This is a genomic window from Streptomyces sp. NPDC033229, from assembly GCF_055576875.1.
This window is the reverse complement of record NZ_JBVIQR010000040.1, coordinates 1-18,040: the sequence shown is the minus strand read 5'-3', so window position 1 is coordinate 18,040 and position 18,040 is coordinate 1. Positions and strand designations below refer to the sequence as shown.

The 18,040-nt window shown below is 69.6% G+C and carries 17 protein-coding genes and 1 tRNA gene; 8 read left to right on the top strand and 10 right to left on the bottom strand.

Annotation, left to right across the window (positions count from 1 at the left end):
- The first annotated feature begins 159 nt into the window (after positions 1-159).
- Positions 160-247 (top strand) — tRNA-Leu (locus ACZ53N_RS28580).
- Between the two features lie 561 nt (positions 248-808).
- On the opposite strand, the gene ACZ53N_RS28575 is transcribed toward ACZ53N_RS28580, so the two are convergent.
- Positions 809-1,018 carry a DUF397 domain-containing protein gene (locus ACZ53N_RS28575; protein WP_469143685.1) on the bottom strand — a complete coding sequence of 70 codons (210 nt, stop codon included), beginning with the start codon at positions 1,016-1,018 and terminating at the stop codon, positions 809-811.
- Positions 1,015-1,851 carry a helix-turn-helix domain-containing protein gene (locus ACZ53N_RS28570; RefSeq protein WP_469143684.1) on the bottom strand — a complete coding sequence of 279 codons (837 nt, stop codon included), beginning with the start codon at positions 1,849-1,851 and terminating at the stop codon, positions 1,015-1,017. Before ACZ53N_RS28570 ends, ACZ53N_RS28575 begins: the two co-directional genes overlap by 4 nt.
- 105 nt (positions 1,852-1,956) lie before the next feature.
- Here ACZ53N_RS28570 and ACZ53N_RS28565 point away from each other — a divergent pair, with 105 nt between their 5' ends.
- The 5 genes from ACZ53N_RS28565 to ACZ53N_RS28545 all read left to right on the top strand — a co-directional run bounded on the left by ACZ53N_RS28565 (position 1,957) and on the right by ACZ53N_RS28545 (position 4,122).
- Positions 1,957-2,184 (top strand): hypothetical protein, encoded by a 228-nt coding sequence (locus tag ACZ53N_RS28565; protein ID WP_469143683.1) that lies wholly within the window; start codon positions 1,957-1,959, stop codon positions 2,182-2,184.
- Positions 2,181-2,384, top strand: coding sequence for a hypothetical protein (locus ACZ53N_RS28560; protein WP_469143682.1), 204 nt, complete (start codon positions 2,181-2,183; stop codon positions 2,382-2,384). The genes ACZ53N_RS28565 and ACZ53N_RS28560 overlap by 4 nt, the downstream gene beginning before the upstream one ends.
- Complete coding sequence (locus tag ACZ53N_RS28555) at positions 2,381-2,593, top strand: hypothetical protein (protein WP_469143681.1); 213 nt, start codon at positions 2,381-2,383, stop codon at positions 2,591-2,593. The genes ACZ53N_RS28560 and ACZ53N_RS28555 overlap by 4 nt, the downstream gene beginning before the upstream one ends.
- Positions 2,594-2,646: 53 nt before the next feature.
- Complete coding sequence (locus ACZ53N_RS28550) at positions 2,647-2,877, top strand: hypothetical protein (protein WP_469143680.1); 231 nt, start codon at positions 2,647-2,649, stop codon at positions 2,875-2,877.
- A 321-nt stretch (positions 2,878-3,198) separates the two neighbouring features.
- Positions 3,199-4,122 carry a TauD/TfdA family dioxygenase gene (locus ACZ53N_RS28545; RefSeq protein ID WP_469143679.1) on the top strand — a complete coding sequence of 308 codons (924 nt, stop codon included), beginning with the start codon at positions 3,199-3,201 and terminating at the stop codon, positions 4,120-4,122.
- On the opposite strand, the gene ACZ53N_RS28540 is transcribed toward ACZ53N_RS28545, so the two are convergent.
- Complete coding sequence (locus ACZ53N_RS28540) at positions 4,119-4,892, bottom strand: glycosyltransferase family 2 protein (RefSeq protein WP_469143678.1); 774 nt, start codon at positions 4,890-4,892, stop codon at positions 4,119-4,121. The genes ACZ53N_RS28545 and ACZ53N_RS28540 overlap by 4 nt on opposite strands.
- 67 nt (positions 4,893-4,959) lie before the next feature.
- On the opposite strand from ACZ53N_RS28540, the gene ACZ53N_RS28535 reads away from it, so the two are divergent.
- Positions 4,960-6,216, top strand: a complete 1,257-nt coding sequence (locus ACZ53N_RS28535) for a nucleotide sugar dehydrogenase (RefSeq protein ID WP_469143677.1) — start codon at positions 4,960-4,962, stop codon at positions 6,214-6,216.
- A gap of 54 nt (positions 6,217-6,270) precedes the next feature.
- On the opposite strand, the gene ACZ53N_RS28530 is transcribed toward ACZ53N_RS28535, so the two are convergent.
- The 7 genes from ACZ53N_RS28530 to ACZ53N_RS28500 form a co-directional block, all read right to left on the bottom strand.
- A complete protein-coding gene (locus ACZ53N_RS28530) occupies positions 6,271-6,426 on the bottom strand; it encodes a hypothetical protein (protein ID WP_469143676.1) in 156 nt (51 codons plus the stop codon).
- A gap of 507 nt (positions 6,427-6,933) precedes the next feature.
- The gene (locus tag ACZ53N_RS28525) at positions 6,934-7,491 is read right to left on the bottom strand and encodes an RICIN domain-containing protein (protein ID WP_469143675.1); all 558 of its coding nucleotides are present in this window, start codon (positions 7,489-7,491) and stop codon (positions 6,934-6,936) included.
- Between the two features lie 793 nt (positions 7,492-8,284).
- Complete coding sequence (locus tag ACZ53N_RS28520) at positions 8,285-8,815, bottom strand: hypothetical protein (RefSeq protein WP_469143674.1); 531 nt, start codon at positions 8,813-8,815, stop codon at positions 8,285-8,287.
- 180 nt (positions 8,816-8,995) lie between these two features.
- Positions 8,996-10,069, bottom strand: a complete 1,074-nt coding sequence (locus tag ACZ53N_RS28515; protein WP_469143673.1) for a cytochrome P450 — start codon at positions 10,067-10,069, stop codon at positions 8,996-8,998.
- Positions 10,066-11,676, bottom strand: a complete 1,611-nt coding sequence (locus ACZ53N_RS28510) for an FAD-dependent monooxygenase (RefSeq protein ID WP_469143672.1) — start codon at positions 11,674-11,676, stop codon at positions 10,066-10,068. The genes ACZ53N_RS28515 and ACZ53N_RS28510 overlap by 4 nt, the downstream gene beginning before the upstream one ends.
- Positions 11,673-15,008, bottom strand: coding sequence for a ferritin-like domain-containing protein (locus ACZ53N_RS28505; protein WP_469143671.1), 3,336 nt, complete (start codon positions 15,006-15,008; stop codon positions 11,673-11,675). The genes ACZ53N_RS28510 and ACZ53N_RS28505 overlap by 4 nt, the downstream gene beginning before the upstream one ends.
- Positions 15,008-16,531, bottom strand: coding sequence for a flavin monoamine oxidase family protein (locus ACZ53N_RS28500; RefSeq protein WP_469143670.1), 1,524 nt, complete (start codon positions 16,529-16,531; stop codon positions 15,008-15,010). The genes ACZ53N_RS28505 and ACZ53N_RS28500 overlap by 1 nt, the downstream gene beginning before the upstream one ends.
- 391 nt (positions 16,532-16,922) lie before the next feature.
- On the opposite strand from ACZ53N_RS28500, the gene ACZ53N_RS28495 reads away from it, so the two are divergent.
- Positions 16,923-18,002, top strand: a complete 1,080-nt coding sequence (locus ACZ53N_RS28495; RefSeq protein WP_469143669.1) for a DMT family transporter — start codon at positions 16,923-16,925, stop codon at positions 18,000-18,002.
- Positions 18,003-18,040 lie beyond the last annotated feature (38 nt).

Here is an 18,040-nt window from a genome sequence, read left to right as displayed (position 1 = left end):
GGGGGGGGAAGGGGGTGTGGCTGGGGGGTGAGGCCCTTTGGGGGGGTTTCCCCCCCCCCCCCCCCCCCCCGCGCCCTTGACCTGCTGAAAGGCACTCCGAAACCTTGGTATTGTTGGCCGTGCCGCTGCGGGGGGAAACACCTCGCGGAGATACACCTGGTCCGGGTGGCGGAATGGCAGACGCGCTAGCTTGAGGTGCTAGTGCCCTTTATCGGGCGTGGGGGTTCAAGTCCCCCCTCGGACACCAGTTAGATCAGACAAAACCCCTGCTCGGCGGGGGTTTTTCTGTTTTCTCAGACTGGCTCAGTGGTCAGCGTGACCAGTAGCGTGACCAGTACGTTTTTAAACTTTCCGCGACCGGCGGCGTGACCAACCACGTGACCAGGCCGGACGCAGGTTCCTACTTCAGGCGGCCAGCACCGGCAGGCTGCTCGGGCCGCTCGCAGCGCGCCCCGCGAGACCCGGCCGGCGGGAGGTCGGAGCGACTCCAGCAAGGCCAATTCGGCTGGCGCTGGAGGAGGCCAGTCGCTTGGCATTGTCAGCGCGCCGCTGACCGTAGTGCTTCATCGTGTAGCCCGGTCCTGAGCGGTGGCGGGCGTTCGCCGAGACCTCGAAAGGGTTCTCCTTGCTCTCCAGATCATTCGTGATCTTTGTGCGGCGCCAGCCGTGTAGTCCGAACTCCTCCGGCAGGTCGTGACGGTCCCGCTGGGTCCGCCAGCCACCGTGTGCGACAGCAAGGCGGGACAGGCGTTAGACGCAAAGAAACCCCCGGCTCGCTGGTGGGCGGGCCGGGGATCCGAACGTGAGGTTACATGACGCGCTGTGTCCCGCGCTTGACGCTGGTCACGAACGAGGACCACGCCGCCGTCGATACGACTAGCGCAGGGCCCTCGGGGCGCTTGCTGTCCCGGACGGGAACGACGCCGGACGAGACGACAAGGTTGGTGGCGACCTCAACGCAATTGCCGCCGTTGTTGCTGTAGGAAGACTTGAACCAGCGGAGGGAATCGGTCGTCACAACGTGCCCTTTCGTACCTGCTCGATCATGGCCACAGACGCCGCCTGGGACAACGATTCGGCCTGTAGTTGATGGTAGGCCCTCAACATGGGCACTACGGACGCGGGTTCCCGGTCCAAGTTCCCCTGCGCCTGTGACTCGGCGTAGCAGACAACAGCCCGGTCTGACAAGGTCAAGAGATTGACAGGCAGGTCAAACGTGCGACGCTCGCCTATGTCGTACGGCGCTACCTGTAGCAGCGTGTTCGGCAACTCGGCGAACTCGACCAGACGCGCCAACTGGGCGTCCATGACGGTCGGCCCACCGACGGTACGACGAATGCAGCTTTCATCCATGGTCACGAACACCATAGGTGGATGAGGCCGCACCAAGGCCGCCTGTCGCTTCGCCAGGAACGAGACGCGCTCCTGCGCTTGTTCCGGCGTGATGGCGGCCCGGCGAACGGCACTCTCGGCCAAGGCCCATGCGTACTCGGGCGTTTGGAGGAGACCCGGGACGATGCCGATCTCGTACAGCCGGATCTCTATGGCCCGGCCCTCGTACTTGACGTACTCCGGGAACCCCTCCAACAAGGCGCCGTGCGTGATCTGGCGGTACTGGCGTTCAAACGCTTCCTCTGTGCCCGTAAGGCCGAAGACCTCGTCGGCACTACGCGAGAAGCGGAGAGTTGGAGGTTTCCGCCCAGTTTCAACGGCTGAAATATGCACGCTGGAATATTCCATGCGGGCAGCTAAGTCATCCTGTCTCCAGCCGTGCGACTCGCGCAGCGTGCGCAAACGCGCTCCGTAGGCTGCTTGAGGTGAGGCATCGGGGTTCAACTCCCGTCGGTTCAAGGCCGCTTCACCTACCTTTCGTTCTTCGCTGACAGGTTGAAGAGTGCCCAGGTGTGGGCCACCCTGAACCCCTCGGTAGTGAAAACGCTACGGAGAGGAGTGATCATGTCTGTCATGCATGGCACCCCCTATCGCCTAGGTGCGTGGCTGGTGGACACGCAGCGCGGCAAGGTGGGGCAGCTCATGGGGCACGAGGGTCCGCGCGTCCAGCTCCGCCCGGCGGGTGGTGGCTGCGAGTGGGAGGTACCCCCGAACGAGCTGAGACCGGCCAGCGTTGATGAGATGCGGCAAGCCGGGCTGTTCAAGGCCCCGCAGGACGAGGAGTGCTCGTGACTGGCAACCCGCCTTCCATGTGGGGGTTGCCGTCGCCTCAGACCAGCGTGTTCCCCGCGCAGGACGCCTGCACCGTGTGTCAGCGGTTCGACCGAGCTATCAGAGCGGCTGAGGAGCAGAAAGGGCTCGCGGGCGCCGCAAAGTACCGCGAGGCCAAGACCCGCTACGAGGAGCAACCGCACAGGAAGGTACAGCAGTGACCCCGGTGATCTCAGTACCCCACAATGTGATCTCGCTGCCGCACTCGTCAGGCCCCGGCTCCATCATCGTCGGCAAGACTGTCGATCGGTGCGCGAAGTGCCAGCGCTGGACGGCCGCGCGCCGCAGGGCGGGGGAGGCGCAGGATTGGGCGGGCGAAAAGGCTGCACGCATCCTGATGCACCGGCACTGGCTGACGCACCGTGCCTAGCCCGGAGAGGCCCGCCGACGCAGTCACTCGACGGGCCTTCGTGACCGGACTCGGTGGCATCATCCAGCGGCCGGAGACCGACCCCTGTCCGGCTGACACATCGTCGGCGGTGCTGGAGCCCGTACGAGAGGAGCGGCAGACACATCGACGCCCCCGGCTGCGACGAGTGCCTCCAACTGGCGACAGCCATCACGGCGGCGCGCGAGATGGGTGACAGGGTCGCTGAGAAGCTCATGAAGGAGCAGATCGACGAGCATCTCGACGCCGCCCACAACGCCCCCTAGACCCCTGCCCCTGCCGGATGGCCCGGTGATGCGCCTCTTACTCTCACCAACCCTGGCAGGGGCAGGTTCCGCCCCCTAGACACTCGCCCTGGTCAGCGCGCTAGCTGGTTCCCTTTCCCGGCGACCGTGTGGGCTGACCTTCCCCAGACCGGGGCGGGCCCAGCCCGTCCGGCCGCCCTCGTGAGGGTCTGGCGGCCCGATGGGTCCACCGCCAGACCGCCCACCAGGACGCCCCAAGCGCGCCCTGTCGGGCTGCCACGCGTGGCGAGCAACGCTTTTCACCCAGCCGGGCGAAGTCAATCCGCAGGAAGGGACAACACGATGCCCGAGATCGCGAATGCTGACTGTGACGGCTTCATCGACCTGCCGAGGAAGCTGGAAGAAGATCTGATCGAGATCGGAAGCACGCTTCCTGCTTGGAGCATGGACGGCACCTTCCTCGCCGACTCCACGATCAAGCAGTACCGGGCCGAACTGGGCTCGGCTCCGCAATTCCGCGAATTCAAAGGCGCCCTCCTCTCCACGCTGGGCGCGGAGGCCGGCGGATACGCCGTGGTGCGTCTGAGGAACATCGCCCAGGCCCTGGGCATCGAGGAGCAGTTCCTTCGCGTGACAACGACGCTCCTAGCCGAACTGGCCACCCCCTTCCAGCCATTCCAGCGATGGCCACTGTGGAAGACGATCGGGACTAATCTCGCCGCCAAGCCCGGGGTGTCCACCGGGATCGGCTACAACGCCTTCCACATGGACTTGGTCAACGCCACACAGCCACCGGACTACACGATCCTCCTGTGTGTCCGCCCCGACCCGCTTGGTGCCGGCGCGAGCATCCTTTCCGACGCCCGCGCGGCCGTCTCACGGCTGTCGCCATCGACTCGCGCCCTCCTCGCCGAGCCGGAATTCTGCTACGGGTCGTTCTTCGAACTGTCCGACGTCGGCGAGGAGTACGCGCCGTTCCCCGTCCTGGACGGCAAGCCCGCAGACGTCGGGTTCGTCCGGTTCACCGCAAAGATGCTCACCGAGTCCGACCTCAGCGAGGCGCACACCCGTGCGGCCAGGGAACTGGCAGACGAGCTGATTGCCGGACAGACCACCTTCACGCTCCAGCGGGGTGACGTCCTGATCGTGGACCAACACCGGTGGGTCCATGGCCGCGAACCGCTCGGCGACGGCCAGCACAACGTCCCGGACGAGAACCGCCGCGTGCTGCTCCAGTTGTTCCTACGAAGTCGCCAGCAGCTCTAGATCCGCGCCTTGCGCAACGAATGCCACGCAGCCCCGGCCAGCGCTTGCGCTGACCGGGGAAGCGACAAGTGTTCGTGTTCGCGGTACAGCTCCCAGTTGTACTGAATGAGCGACAGCTTGTTTGAGGACAGCGATCCCGGGCGGTGCGCCCTATACACCGCCAGCGGCTCAGGAAGGCCCAGGGCGGCGGTGCCGTCGCGCATGATGGACAGCCACAGGGCGTAGTCCTGGCGCTTACGCATCTCCGTCATCAACCTCGTGCCGAGGGCGGAGCGGTCATACATGGCAGTCAGCGCACCGATGTGATCCTGGATCAGCATCGCGCGGTAGTCCACGTGCTCTCGTGCCCGGACCACGCGCCCGTTCGGGACGAAATCGGTGCTTTCACCGTCGTAGTCGGCGTCCACCTTGTAGTACGAGGTGAATGTCAAAGGCGTATTAACCGTCGCCGCGAAGTCGATTTGCCGCTCAGCCTTGTCCGGGAGCCACATATCGTCACTGTCAAGAAAGGCGATGTAATCACCTCTGGCCCGTTCGATAGCGAGGTTGCGTGCCCGGCCTGCACCGCCCCGCTCGGGTGCCGATTCCGGCAGGACCCGTTCGTCCTGCCGGGCGAAGTCCCTGAGCAGGTCCATGGAGTCATCGGAGGATTTGTCATCGGTGACCAGAAGTTCGAGATCGCTGTGGGTCTGTGTGAGTACTGACCGAATCGAGGCACCGAGAGTGACCGCCGAGTTGTACACGGGCATCACGACAGACACCAGGGGCACAGCGCTTCTCCTTGCTAGGCCAGAGACGACGGTCCATTCAAGCACTGAAATCCGTGTAGGAGCTGCCATGCAGGTTGTCGTCACTGGCCAGGGCTACGTTGGGCTACCTCTGGCTGTGCGAGCGGCCGAAGTCGGTCATCAGGTGGTCGGGTACGAGATTGACCGGCGCAGGGTGGGCACGCTGGCCGGCGGCGAGTCCCACATCGAGGACATACCAGACGCCCGGCTGCGCCCGCTGCTGGCAAGCGGCGCCTACCGCCCATCGGCCGACCCCGCGGCGGTAGTCGGCTTCGACCTCGCGGTGATCACTGTGCCGACCCCACTGCGCGACGGAGTGCCGGACCTCTCCCACATCGAGGCGGCCGGCGAGGGGCTGGCCGCGTACCTGCGGCCGGGCGCCACAGTGGTGCTGGAGTCCACCACCTACCCGGGCACCACGGAGGAGCTGCTCGCCCCGTTGCTGGAGAAGGGCTCCGGGCTGCTCGCTGGGCCGGATTTCCACCTCGGGTACAGCCCCGAGCGGATCGACCCGGGCAACCCAGCCTGGCGGCTGGAGAACACCCCGAAGATCGTTTCGGGGATCGACGGGGAGTCGCTGCGCGCGGTGGACGGCTTCTACCGGGAGTTAGTTGAGCGCACCGTGCCAGTCTCCTCCTGCAAGGAGGCTGAGTTGACCAAGCTGTTGGAAAACACCTTCCGGCACGTCAACATCGCGCTGGTCAACGAGCTGGCGGTGTTCGCCCACGATCTGGGGATCGATATCTGGGAGGCGATCGACGCGGCGGCCACCAAGCCGTTCGGTTTTATGCGGTTCAGCCCGGGGCCCGGGGTGGGTGGGCATTGCCTGCCGATCGACCCCTCGTTCCTTTCCTGGCGGGTGGAGCGGGCGCTCGGCCGGTCGTTCCGGTTCGTCGAGCTGGCCAACGACGTGAACACCCACATGCCCGAATATGTGGTCCGGCGGCTCATGGAGGCTTTTAATTCGCGTCGCATGGCCGTCAGGGGATCTCGTGTGCTGCTGCTCGGTCTGGCCTACAAGGCCGACACCTCCGACGCGCGCGAGTCACCGTCGGCTCGTATCGCTGAGCTACTGCTCGACTTCGGCGCTGAGGTGCGCGGCGCGGACCCGCACGTTGTAGATGACATCAGCACCGACGCACGCCTGATCCGAGTCGAGGCCACTGCGGATGAGATCGCGGCGTCCGACGCCGTGGTATTGCTCACGGACCATTCGGAATTCGACTATGAGTCCATCCTTGAGCACGCGCCGTATGTGCTCGACTGTCGGAACCGGCTGTCCGGCGCGAACGTCGATGTTCTGTAGGCGACGGCGCTTGACTCCTAGAGCGTCTTCTCGGAGCGTTCGTACAGGTCCTATCTAACTGGTCTCATTCAGGGCGGCGACTGCCCATCGGCAAGCGTGCGCGCCTTCACGTACGTGCCCCGCTTTCGCCACCGTCTCGACGTAGCCCCGTTCCCGGAGGTGGGCCACGGCGTTCCGGACCGTGTTCCGAGCTACGCCGTACATTTCCACCAGCTCACTTTCGGACGGCAGGGGACTGCCCACTTCTAGCGAGCCGGCCTCGATGTCCCGAATTCAGGTCGGCGGCGATCTGCCGGTAGGGCGGCTCCGGGGCTTCCAAGCCAGTCGCAGGTATCCACCCGGCCGGCGCCGTTGCTCGCAAGCTTCGAGCCCGCTCGACGCCGTGAGCACCACGTCTCGCATGTGCGCTGTAGACGTGAACCTTGCTGGTGCCGCCGCCACGCCGGGAGAGCGTGGGAAGCAGCAGGCGGTAGACGCTTCAGCTCCTGCGTAAGTTTCGCTATGGCTTCAGGCGTAGGAGCTCTGAGGCCCAGGGTGCCCGAGTCCGCGTCCTCCAGCGCCCTCGTGGCCTCCATACAGGCGCGCAGTCGGGCGACGACCGTTACTGCCGCGATGGGCCGCCCATCGCGATCCCGCGCGCTTCACGGGCCCCGACCGCCTCGACGACGGGACGCACGTTTGGCCGGTCCAGCCCCGGGCGCCCCTTTCCCGGAAGGATCACACGTGGTCGAGCTGCCACAGCTGATTGGTGCCGAACCCGCACGACCAGTTGTGGATCGTCGCGCCGTTTCCCAGACCCCCACGAGTGTCGAGGTCGAGGCACTTCCCGTTGTGCCTGGACACCAGGTTGTACGCGTTGTTCCCTACGTACGCCTTCCGCCACATCTGGTTGTTCTGGCCCAGGCACTGCCACTGGTTTACATCGCCGCCGAAGTCCCCGTTCGGGTGGCTGGTGTCGACGGTCAAGCACTTGCCGCTGTGCTGTGCGACCACGTAGTAATACGTGCCGTCTCCCATCGGTACGAACTCCCACCGCTGGTTCGTACCCGTGGTGCAGTCCCAATTCTGCACCCGCGCGCCGTTCACACTGCTGTAGCCGGCAACGTCGGCGCATTTCCCGGAGAGCCAGTTTCTGATGTAGGAGACGTCGTTCTGCAGCGAGTCGGCGCTTTTCGAGCCGTTCGCCCTCACGGGCGCTGCGTCGGCGACTCCCATCCACGCGACCGTCGTAGCGAGCGCGGCCACGGTACCTACGAGCGATCCACGAAGATTCATCGCATCTCCTGATCCTGCGGACTCCGACGGCCCCTCACCCTAGGCCCGGGCCGCGGGCCGCGGGCCGGACCAGGCGGATTCCGGGCAGGCGGACCCGCCATCCCAGGGCGGTGCGACGGCGGCCGTCAACCTGGACGGCCGGTGAGCGCGACGGCCGAGTCATCGTTACCGGTCGATCCACCCCTGCCCGGGCTGGAGCGGGTTCTGCCGCATTGAATCTGACGGGCAGCTCCGGGCCGTTACCATCGGATGTTCACCGTTACCCAGGTCCGGCGGGCGATGTCCAGGGACGCGTCGGTCAGCCTCTTCACCGCATAGGCGTGCTACTCAGTCGTGGCGATCGAGCGTCTGGCCGAGGCCGGCGGCATGCCGTCGGCGCAGCTCCGGATGCTGCTGAACACCGTCTTCGATGGCCAGGGCGCTTTCCGCAACGAGCGGTAGGGCAAGCTGAACAGCTTGTGAAGTCCTCATGGGGATTGGCGCTGCGAGCGCCGCGCCGCGAAGAGGGCGATACCGAGGACTCCGCCTGCGCCACGAGCCCAACTGCAATGCCGGGCATAGGCTCGCGGCTTCGGTCGTCGGCCATGGGGCGTGAGCGCGTGGTCAGTCACGAAGGGAGTAGAACTCCGGGCGCCAGTCGGCGAGGCTCCTACCCCGTGTCACGGTCCGGGGTAGGAGCCCCTTCGGCGCTCGCGTATGCGCGCATACGCTGGTGGATTCGGGTGGGAGACCGCACCGCTTCCTGAGCGGGACGCGAGCCGAGTGCCCGGCCTACCAGCCGCGCGGGACAGCTTCAGCCGAAGCACCCGATTGTCTTGTCGAAGCCCGCACAGTGCCACTTGCCCCACCAGTAGCAGGCCTCACCGCTCACCTGAAGGCACTTCTTCTCACCGTGGATCCCCACGGTGAGCTTGCCCCGGACCGCTCCGAGGCTCTTCTCCCAGGTAATGCTGTTCAACTTGGAGTTGAGGTTGAATCCCTCTTTCCAGATGACCTTGCCGGACAGCTTGATGCCTGCTTCCGCGCGCAGTACCCAGTTCTCACCGAAGGAGAACTCGGCGCCCCCGTAGACGCTGATGGGGCCAATGACCTGGATCTCCCAGGGCTCCCACTTGTCGGCCTCACCGGACAGGGTCTTGGTGACCTCGGGGGCTTCCACGCCCTTGTCCTCGAAGCGCTGAGCCTCTGCGATGTAGTCCTGCTTCAGCTCCTCGGCACTCGTGCCGGGTTCGCCTTCCTGCTTCAGATCGTTGACGGCACGGGCCAGTTGGTCCCAGACGCCCGGATCGATCCCTTGTAGCCCGGTAGAAGCGTCAGTCGCCATGTTCTCGTTCCCTTTCGTCGGAGCCGCGTCACCTCCGCGGAGCGCGCGGCGTTGGTGAATGTCGGCCGGGCGCTCGGCCTTGGGCACTCCGCGCCCGGGAACCTGCACAGTGCGCGTGCCCGACCTTTATGTGCCAATCCGCGAATGCAGCATGGTTCACCGTATAGCGTGACGATTCGCTCATATGTGCGTAGGAGGGGCGGAGTCGTCGGTGCTCTCAGGGGTTGGGGCGTGATGGGGCGTCAAGGGCGCCCTAATCCTCGGCGCGTCGCAGAGAGACGGGCGTACGCCCGATGAAGTCCCGTGCGGTACGGGCGAGGTGGGCCTGGTCGGCGAAGCCTGCGGTGGCTGCGGCCAGGGCCGTGGTCGAACCCGGCAGCTCGGCGATCGCGAGTCGTAGCGGATCAGTTCCTCCACCGCGCCCGGCCACGAACCCGGCTGGAGACACAGCCGTTCCAGCAGGTCGGGGTGGGCGAGCAGCGCGAGGAGGCCCTTGGCGAGCAGGTTCGTCGTCGTCTCGTGGCCCGCTGTCAGGAGATGCACGCAGGTGCCCGTCAGCAGGTCCTCGTCGATCCCGGGATGCCCCAGCTCGGCCAGCATCGCCGCGATCAGATCCGTCCCGGCGCCCGCCGCATCCGCGCGACGCCGCGCGAACTCGGCGCGGAAGTACGCACCGAACTCCCGCGCCGCCGTCTCCGCCACCGCGAACGCGTCCGGCCTCCGGGCGACGCGCGCGCTGGTCGCCTGCTGGAGGTCCACCGCGCGGGCGCGGAACCACGGCCGGTCCTCCTTCGGCACCCCCAGCAGCTCGCTGATGACGAGAATCGGGAAGGGCGCCGCGAAGCCGTCGATCAGGTCGGCCTCTCCCTCCGAGGCTGCCCCCTCGGCCAACTCCGCGACCAGGCCGGCCGCGAGCTCGGCGATGCGCGGACGCAGCCCCTCCACGATGCGCGGGGCGAAGGCCTTCGCCACCAGCGCGCGCACCCGGGTGTGACGCGGCGGATCCATGAAGACCATCCAGTTCGCGACGGTCCTCCGCAGATGCGGGCAGTCCTCGGGGAGCCGGGCGGGCGGCCCGCCCCGGCCGTACCGGCGGCTCGACAGCACCCGCGCCACATCGGCGTGACGGAAGAGGTACCACCCGCCCTCCCCCCGGTGGACCGGGTCCCCCTCCCGGTAGCGGCGGTAGCAGGGGTACGGGTCACCGACGTCGACATCGGCCGTGCGGAACGGGCCCGGCACGCCCCCGCTCACGTCGCGCCCCGGACGGTGTCCACCACCCGCACCACGTCCCTCGGCAGTGCCGCACCGCGCCAGGCGACATGGCCGTCCGGGCGCACCAGGACGAACGCGCTGCGGTAGAGCCCCGCCACCGACGCGTCGTGACACCGCGTCGCCCTCAGCGGGACACCCCGGTGTGCGAAGGCCGCCTCGAACGCGGCCAGCCGGTCGGAGTCGGCGAAGCACAGCAGCCGGAACCTGGTGCCGAACAGGTCGAGCGTCGAGGTGTCCGCACCCAGCCACGCGTGCGGGGCACGGGCCCCGGGCAGGGCGTCGGTGCGCCAGTCCCGCTCCCTCCTGCCGTCGCCGATCACCACGGGTGACACGTAGCGGAAGCCGAAGTGCACGTCCGGCGAGTCGAATTCGCGCCGCACCCCGCTCCGTTCCATGCCCTCAGACAGCTTCGCCCGCGCGCGGGCGCCCTCGGTGGAGTCGAGCAGGATCTCCTTGGTCAGCTCGCGGCGCGTCGTCCGCAGCAGATGCGCGTTGGCCTCCTCCAGGCTGCGCTCGGCGACCGGCCGGCGCTCGGTGTCGTAGGAGTCGAGCAGCCCGGGACCGGCCCAGCCCGCCAGCTCCGCGGCGAGCTTCCACCCCAGGTCGGCGGCGTCGCAGATACCGGTGTTCATACCGAAGCCACCGGACGGCGAGAGGGTGTGCGCGGCGTCGCCCGCGAGCAGGACGCGGCCGTGGCGGTAGCGCTCGGCGACGCGGTGGGTCAGATGCCAGACGTTCTCGGAGAGGACCTCCAGCGGGATGTCGTACCGGATGGCGTTGCGGACCATGCTCAGGGCGTCCCGCCCGGCCGCCTCCGGCTCGGGGCCGGCCTGGCTCGGCCCGCTCACCGTCAACCGGTACAGGTCCCGGCCGTCCATCGACCGCAGCGGGTAGCGCAACGTCGGCGGCTGGGTCAGGAAGTACACCAGGGCGCCGCGCGCACCGAGCCGTTCGCGCAGCCCCGGCGCGCGGAAGAGGATGTTGCGGAAGACCCGTGTCTCGTAGCGGGCCGGCGCCGCGATGCCCGCGGCCTTGCGGACGAGCGACGACGCCCCGTCGCAGCCGACGAGATAGCGGGCCCGGATCGTCAGCCGCGAGCCGTCGTCCAGGTCGGTGGCCGTCGCCACGACATGATCGTCGTAGCGCGTGAAGCGGTCGAGGCGGCAGCGCCGTCGCAGCGGGCCGTCGGGGTGCACGCCCACTTCCTTCGCGAGCAGCGGGCCGAGCCAGTGCTGCGGACACACCTGCTCCGGCTCGGGGGTGTACGCCAACGGGGGACGGCGGTCGGCCGTGCCGAAGTCCAGGCGGTGGATCTCGTGGCCGCCGACCGCGGTCACCCAGGCGATGTCCAGGGGGTGGTCCCCGGGCCAGCCCGCGGCCCGGATCCGGTCGGCGACGCCCCAGCGCCGGAACAGCTCCATCGACCGGGGGCCGACCGTGCCCACCTTCGGGTGGGAGACCGTGCCGTCGGAGGAGTCCAGTGCCATGAAGCGGACACCGCGGTACTTCAAATCCAGTGCCAGCGCGAGGCCCACCGGCCCCCCGCCGACGATCAATACGTCCGTCGTACGAAGAATTCGACTCATGACCTACCCTGCGTCCTGCGGAAGAAGTCGGCGTAGAACGCCATCATTTCGGGGACCTGAGCCGGCACCGACGGGCACGTGAGGGCCGCCGCCGACAGGTGCTCGAAGCGCAGCGCGAGCGCGCGGCGCGCCACGTCGGGCCGGGGATTGGCGACGGGCGCGACATCGAGTTCGAACGTCGGCCCCGCCGTCCGGCCGCGCCGCCCCGAATCCATGGTGACCAGCAGCTCCGCCAACGGGCGCATCATGCCGGTCATGACGTCGATGGACGCGTTCATCAGCTTCGAGCGGCGCAGGCTCGCGTCGGGGCTCTCCCCGAAGTGCTGCGCCATGAGGTGGAGCATCAGGTGGTACGAGCGGTTGAACAGCCGGGCCACGGCGCGCGCTTCCGGGTCCGTGATCGGGTCCTTCGCGCCGCCGCCCGGCTCCACCGTCGGATTGCGCAGCGCCGGGTAGGCGGGGTTCCACGGTGCCAGCCGCCCGTACGGGCCCTCGACCCGCTCGGTCGTCAGCGCCTCGCCGATCCGCAGGAACGTCTGGAAGTGCGACTCGTCCGAGAGTCGGCCGGGGCCCCGGCCCAGGGCGCCGCCCTCGCCCTGTTCGGTGATGAAGTCCACTGCGAACAGCGCGCTCGACAGGTCGTCGACCTCCAACTGGTAGTCGGGGTGCGTGGCGTTGAGCGACTCCCGCATGAACAGGTGGTGCTCGCCGCCGCCCCGGCCCTTCTCCACCAGGAACAGATCGGGTACCCGCTGCAGCCCCTCGCGGATCCCCGCGTACAGCTCGCTCACCGAACCCCACGCGAACGCCCGCCGCCGCTCCGGGCCGCCACCCGACTCCGGGCGCGGGGCGCGGCCACCCGACTCCGGGCGCGGGGCGCCCTCCCGCCGGATCTCCGGGACGAGCCCGGCGGGCTGTTCGATCGCGATGAACCGCTGCACGCTGCCGACGCTCAACGGCTCCAGCGCGAAGTCCAGCGGGACCGGCAACACGGAGTTGATGGTGGCGAAGTCGACGGCCGGGACGTGGAACGGTTCACCGATCGCCATGATGATGTTGTTGACCACCAGGAAATGGATCATCTCCTCACGGGCCACGTTCAGCAGCGCCCCGCGCATCCCGTCGTCCGCCGTGGCGCCGCCCTGGCCGCACGCGAGTTCCAGCTGTCCGGGCGTCCACAGCCCGCGCCGGACGTACTGGCGCCCGGCGCCGTGGGTCGGCAGCGGGAAGGCCGCGTACAGGTACTGCAGCATCACCGCCAGCTCCAGGGCGGCCGCCTGCTTCAGCGCGGCCCACAACCGGCCGCGCGTGGTGATGCCCGGCTCCGTGCCGGGCACGGTGGGCACCGGGACGGGCGGACGCACCCGCGCCTGCTGGTTGCGCAGATACGCCAGCAGCAGCCGCGCCTTCGGATCCGTCAGATCGCGGGTGGGCGGCATGTAGTACGTCTTTGCCTTGTTGCCCGGGTCGCACATCTGCCAGGCCAGATCCGCGTACGTCGCCACCTTGCAGCGGTCCGCGAGGCTGAACACCTCCGAGGTCATGAAGGAGGAGACCTGCTCGTAGTAGGCGAAGACCTCCCGGTGCAGCAGCTCGAAGTCCACGTCCTCGCGGGGCACGTCGTCCAGGTGCCAGTCGTCGGGCAGGACCCGTACGGCCAGCGCCCCGGCCCCCGCCCAGAAGCCCAGCGCGTCCTCGTCGTCGTAGGCCGCCCACGCCGATCCCGGGGCGTCGGGATCGGCGTCCGGCAGGTCGCCGGGGCCGGTGGACAGCAGGACCCGGCAGGTGCCCGCCCGTTCACCGCGCAGGGTGAGCAGGCCGTGGCCGTGCTCGTCCGTCTCCACGACGCACTCGGGGGCGAAAGCGCCGGGCCCGTCCGGCGGGCCCGCGCGCAGCCCCAGGAGCACCGCGTCGCCGCAGCGGGCACCGGGCGTCCCGGCCGGCCGGTGGCCGGGCAGCGCACGGGGGTTGACGTACTGCCGCACGGTCACCGGGCCCGTGCTCGCCGGACGGCCGCGCACGTAACCGCGCAGTGGCACCGCCACGGCGTGGTCGCGGCCGTGGGCGAGGTCGCGGTGGTGCAGGGTCGTCAGCGCCTCGTCGCTCTGCACGACCGTCTCCCGCTCGGTCAGCAGCGTCGCCCGCCGCCCGCCGGGCAGGACGCCGGTCAGATACAGCGCCGCGTCCCCGGCCGCCTCCCAGCCGGGTTCGGCGGGTACGGTGACGATGCCCGAGGTGCGGCCGTCGTCGCGGTAGGCCGCCGACGGCAGCCGGGCGACGAGCCGGCCGGAATCGGCGCTCCGCAGCTCCAGGTCGCCGAGGTCCAGCGGCGGGCCGAGCCGGTGCAGCGGGCCGGGGCCCGCCTGCTCGGCCCGGCCGGTGAGCGGGACGGCGGAGACCATGTTGAACGCGGCCCGTCCGCCCGCGAGGCCGACCGTGAGGTGGTGCAGGGCGCTGCCGCCCGCGGGCGGCGGGCCGGGCACGAGCAGCCGCCCCGCCGGGTACGTGCGCAGCTCCTCGGAGTGCCACGGCGCGATCGTCCCCCGGACCCGCCAGTGACTCGGCGCGTCCGGGGCCACGGGCGAGGACATGCCGTCCAGCGCGAACTGCACGACGACACCGTCCGCACCCCCCTCCAGGGCCTCGCGCAGCGCGCCCACCACGGGGGAGGACGCGGCGTCGGGGAGCCAGTCGGTGTCCTCGCCGTCCGCCACCACGAACTGGTGCACCGCGCAGTAGCGCAGCTGCGGGGCCAGCACATGGTCGCCGACGTCCAGGATGTGGCCGAAGTCGACCCAGCGCGGCGGCTGGAGACCGCTCACCCCGCCGGTGAACAGATAGCCCTGGTCGTGCGAGCGGCCGACGCGGCCGAAGCCGAACCGCCCCACCATCAGGGCCGTGGTCCACCGCGACGCGGGGTCGAGGTCGAAGACGCGGGCCCGGTTGACGGTGGTGCGCAGGTAGTCGTTGTAGTGGCCCCAGACGTCCACGGTGCGGCCGATCACCGGGTCGGTGACATCGAGCGCCCCGTCCGGGCCCTCGGCGGCGACGATACGGGCGTCCATCAGGAAGTGGCCGTTGCCGTCGAAGTGCCGGCCCTTGGCGAGGCTGAACTCCCCGTGCGGCGCGGGCCGCCCGTCCCGGTCGAAGCGCGGGCCGCGCTCGTCGAGATAGGCATGGAAGTCGCTCGCGGGCCGGTCGGCGGGGAAGGGTCCCTCGTCGGTCAGTACCCGGTTCACGGACAGGTCGACGCGTCCGCAGCGCGGCCCGGTCGGCAGTTTCGTGGTCGCGCCTCCGGCGAAGTGCAGCCTCGGCAGGTCGAAGACGCTCATCAGCACGCTCCCGCGGGGGCATGGACCCCCGAGGCGGCGGGGCGGCGGCTCGGCGCGTACCCGTCGATCTCCCCGACGGCCCGCAGCGCCGATTCGACGGCCCCCTCGATCCACGCCGGGGTCGTCGAGGTGTGCTCGCCCGCGAAGAACAGCCGGTGCACCGGGCGGGCCGCGCGGGCGCGCTCCGCCTCGGCCTCGGCCGCGTCCTTGCCCCAGCGCATCGCACAGCCCACGGTCCACGGCGTGTGCCCCCACGCCGTGCTCACCGCGTCCAGGACCATGCCGGGCCGCAGCAGCTCGGGATGGACCGCGCTCAGCTCCTCCAGGACGAGCCGGTGCCGGCGGCGGGGTGACATCCGCCCCAGCCGTCCGGCCTCGCGGCCGATCGTGTAGCTGGCCAGCAGCGCCGCCCCCCGGCCCGGGCCGCCGTCCGCGGGCGGGTAGTACGTCTGGCGGATGCTGCCGCCGGTGAACGAGGCCCCGCCGGCGATGCCGTCCGCCTGCCAGAAGGGCTCCCGGCAGTGGAAGGCCACCTTGGTGGCCGGGCAGTAGTCCACCTCGCGCAGCACGGCCAGCTTGTCGGCGTCCAGGCCGGTCAGCCGCATGCGCCGCAGCGCCGGGAAGGGCACCGCGCAGACGACGAAGTCGCTGGGCTCGACGACCGTGCCGGCGCCCGCCCGGGAGCGGACCAGCACGTCGTGCTCCCGCACCTCGATGCCCACCACCTTGCGGCCGCACGACACCGGGCCCCGCAGCCGCTCGGCGAGCCGTCGGGGCAACTGGTCCATGCCGCCCTCGATCCGCAGCAGCGCGGGGCCGGTCTCGGTGAGGATGTCGTCGAGGAAGCTGTTGAGCCGGCCGCTGCAACCGGCCCGGATCCCCGGGTGCGCGGCGAAGAGCGCGTGGAGATCCACCCGGCCCCCGGCGGCCCCGGTCAGGTACGGAGCCGGATCGATCCGGGCGACCAGGTCGAGCAACTGTCGACGCAGGTCCTCGCGCAGCGCGTCCCGCAGGTCCGGCGGGGCGATGGCCCCGACGACGGCGGTGAGCCAGGCACCGAAGGCGACGGTGGCGTCGTCGTACGAGCCGGGGTGGCGCTCCCGCGCGAGCTCGCGCCGGAAGCCGCGGTGCAGCGGACCGGAGGCGTCCCGGATCCGCACGAATCCGTCGGCCGTGTGCAGAAATGCGTTCTCGTCCGACAGGAAGGTCCTGAATTCCCGAACATTTTCACCGAGGTGCAAATGTTCGATGTATTCCAGGGTGCGGCGATGATGGGTCGGAATGCGCATGGCGCCGAGTTCCACGGACGGTGCGCCAGGGGCGCGGCCGAACCGGTGGGTGTGGACGCGACCGCCGATACGGGTGTTGCCTTCCAGTACCCGGACCCGGTAATTCAGCCGTTCCAGCTCGTGGGCCGCCACCAGCCCGGCCACCCCGGCGCCGATGACGGTGACGCGACGGCCCTTTCGCCCCTCGGCCTCCCCGAGTGCATGGGCATGCCAGATTGGTGAAGTGCTGCACATGGTGGTTCCCCCCGTGATGTACAACCAAGTCCCCTGCGGGCGCTCGCGTCGAGTCCATAGGTCCGGGGTGAGGATTGGCAACGAGTTTTCCGGACACCCTCGGACCCGGCTCCGCCTCCACGACATGGAAATTCATGAAGAGCAGACCGCGTATGGATGACGTCGATTCCGGATATTCCGGTTGAGGGGATGGGGAGAATTGGCCATCGTGACCATCCGTGCCGCTCGCCCCCGACGGGAGTGACGGGGCCACCCTCCGTACTGCCTCGGTACTCCATCGGTAGTAGGACCAAGCCCGTACCCAGGTACGACGACGGCGGCGCCCCGCGCGAGGCATTGTTGGGGGTATGAACCGCGATGGATGCGATGGAACGGACAGGCGAGGCGTGGCGTGAGTTCACTCATGGTGTCGGTGCTGCTGTGCCTGATATCCGCCGCCGCCTACGCGGCCGCGGCCATCGCGCAGGAGCGCGTCGCGGCCACGAGTGACGGTGTCACCTACGCGCCGCTGCGCCGCCCGGGCTGGTGGGGTGCCGTCGCGCTCACCGGCCTCGGCGCCGCGCTGCACGTGGTCGCCCTGGCGTTCGGACCGCTCAGCCTGGTGCAGCCGCTGGGCGCGCTGACCTTGGTGTTCGCCCTGCCGATGGCCGCCCTGCTCGTACACCGGCCGGTCGGGGCCGCGGGGTGGCGCGGGGCCGTCCTCGCGACCGTCGGCCTCGCGGGCCTGCTCTCCCTGACGGGGACCCCGCACCCGGAGACCCTCGGCGGCGCCGAGCGACCGGTGCTCGCGGCGGTCGTCCTGGCCGCCGTGGCCGCGCTCGCGCTCGCCGCACACCGGATGCGGCGGCCTGTCGTACGGGGCGTGATGCTGGCCTCCGCGGCGGGTGCCGCCTTCGGCATCGCGTCCGTCTTCACCAAGGCGGCGGCCGACGACTGGACCGACCGCGCGACGGACTCCCTGCTGCCCACCCTCGGCATCATCGCGGTCCTCGCCACGGCGGGCCTGCTGCTGTCACAAGCCGCCTACCGCGGGGCGGGGCTCGCGGCACCGCTCGCGACGGTGACCGTCGTCAACCCCGTCGTGGCCGCGGCGGTCGGCATCACGGTCCTCGGCGAGGGCTTCCGCTACGGCGTCGCCGGCGGCGTGCTGGCCGTCGTGTCGGGCGCGGTCGCCACGACGGGGGTGGTCATGCTGACGTTGCGGGGCTCTCCCGCGGAGGGCTCTGCCGGTTCTGCTCCCGTGCCGCGCGGAACAGCGGCGCCTGGCTGTGAGCCGGTATCCGAGCCCCGGTCCCCGGGTGGGGTGTCTGCTGCCGAGGGCAGTACTGCCGGCTCCGGGCATCGGCGCGGAGGCGCGTCCGCTTCGGAGCCCGTGTCCGAGCCCGATCCGGCGCCCGTGCCCCGGCCTTCCGCTGCGCGGCCGGACGGCCGCTGCCTGGTTCCGTCGCGCTCCGCGCCGGAGGACGACTAGGGCGCGTATTCGGTTGTGATCAATTTGTGGGATTGGCC

Excerpts from the sequence above, each read along its gene's own strand:
- ACZ53N_RS28565 (WP_469143683.1), top strand. The coding sequence starts at position 1,957 with ATGTCTGTCATGCATGGCACCCCCTATCGCCTAGGTGCGTGGCTGGTG.
- ACZ53N_RS28545 (WP_469143679.1), top strand. The coding sequence starts at position 3,199 with ATGCCCGAGATCGCGAATGCTGACTGTGACGGCTTCATCGACCTGCCG.
- ACZ53N_RS28535 (WP_469143677.1), top strand. The coding sequence starts at position 4,960 with ATGCAGGTTGTCGTCACTGGCCAGGGCTACGTTGGGCTACCTCTGGCT.
- ACZ53N_RS28525 (WP_469143675.1), bottom strand. The coding sequence starts at position 7,491 with ATGAATCTTCGTGGATCGCTCGTAGGTACCGTGGCCGCGCTCGCTACG.
- ACZ53N_RS28520 (WP_469143674.1), bottom strand. The coding sequence starts at position 8,815 with ATGGCGACTGACGCTTCTACCGGGCTACAAGGGATCGATCCGGGCGTC.
- ACZ53N_RS28510 (WP_469143672.1), bottom strand. The coding sequence starts at position 11,676 with ATGAGTCGAATTCTTCGTACGACGGACGTATTGATCGTCGGCGGGGGG.
- ACZ53N_RS28505 (WP_469143671.1), bottom strand. The coding sequence starts at position 15,008 with ATGAGCGTCTTCGACCTGCCGAGGCTGCACTTCGCCGGAGGCGCGACC.
- ACZ53N_RS28500 (WP_469143670.1), bottom strand. The coding sequence starts at position 16,531 with ATGTGCAGCACTTCACCAATCTGGCATGCCCATGCACTCGGGGAGGCC.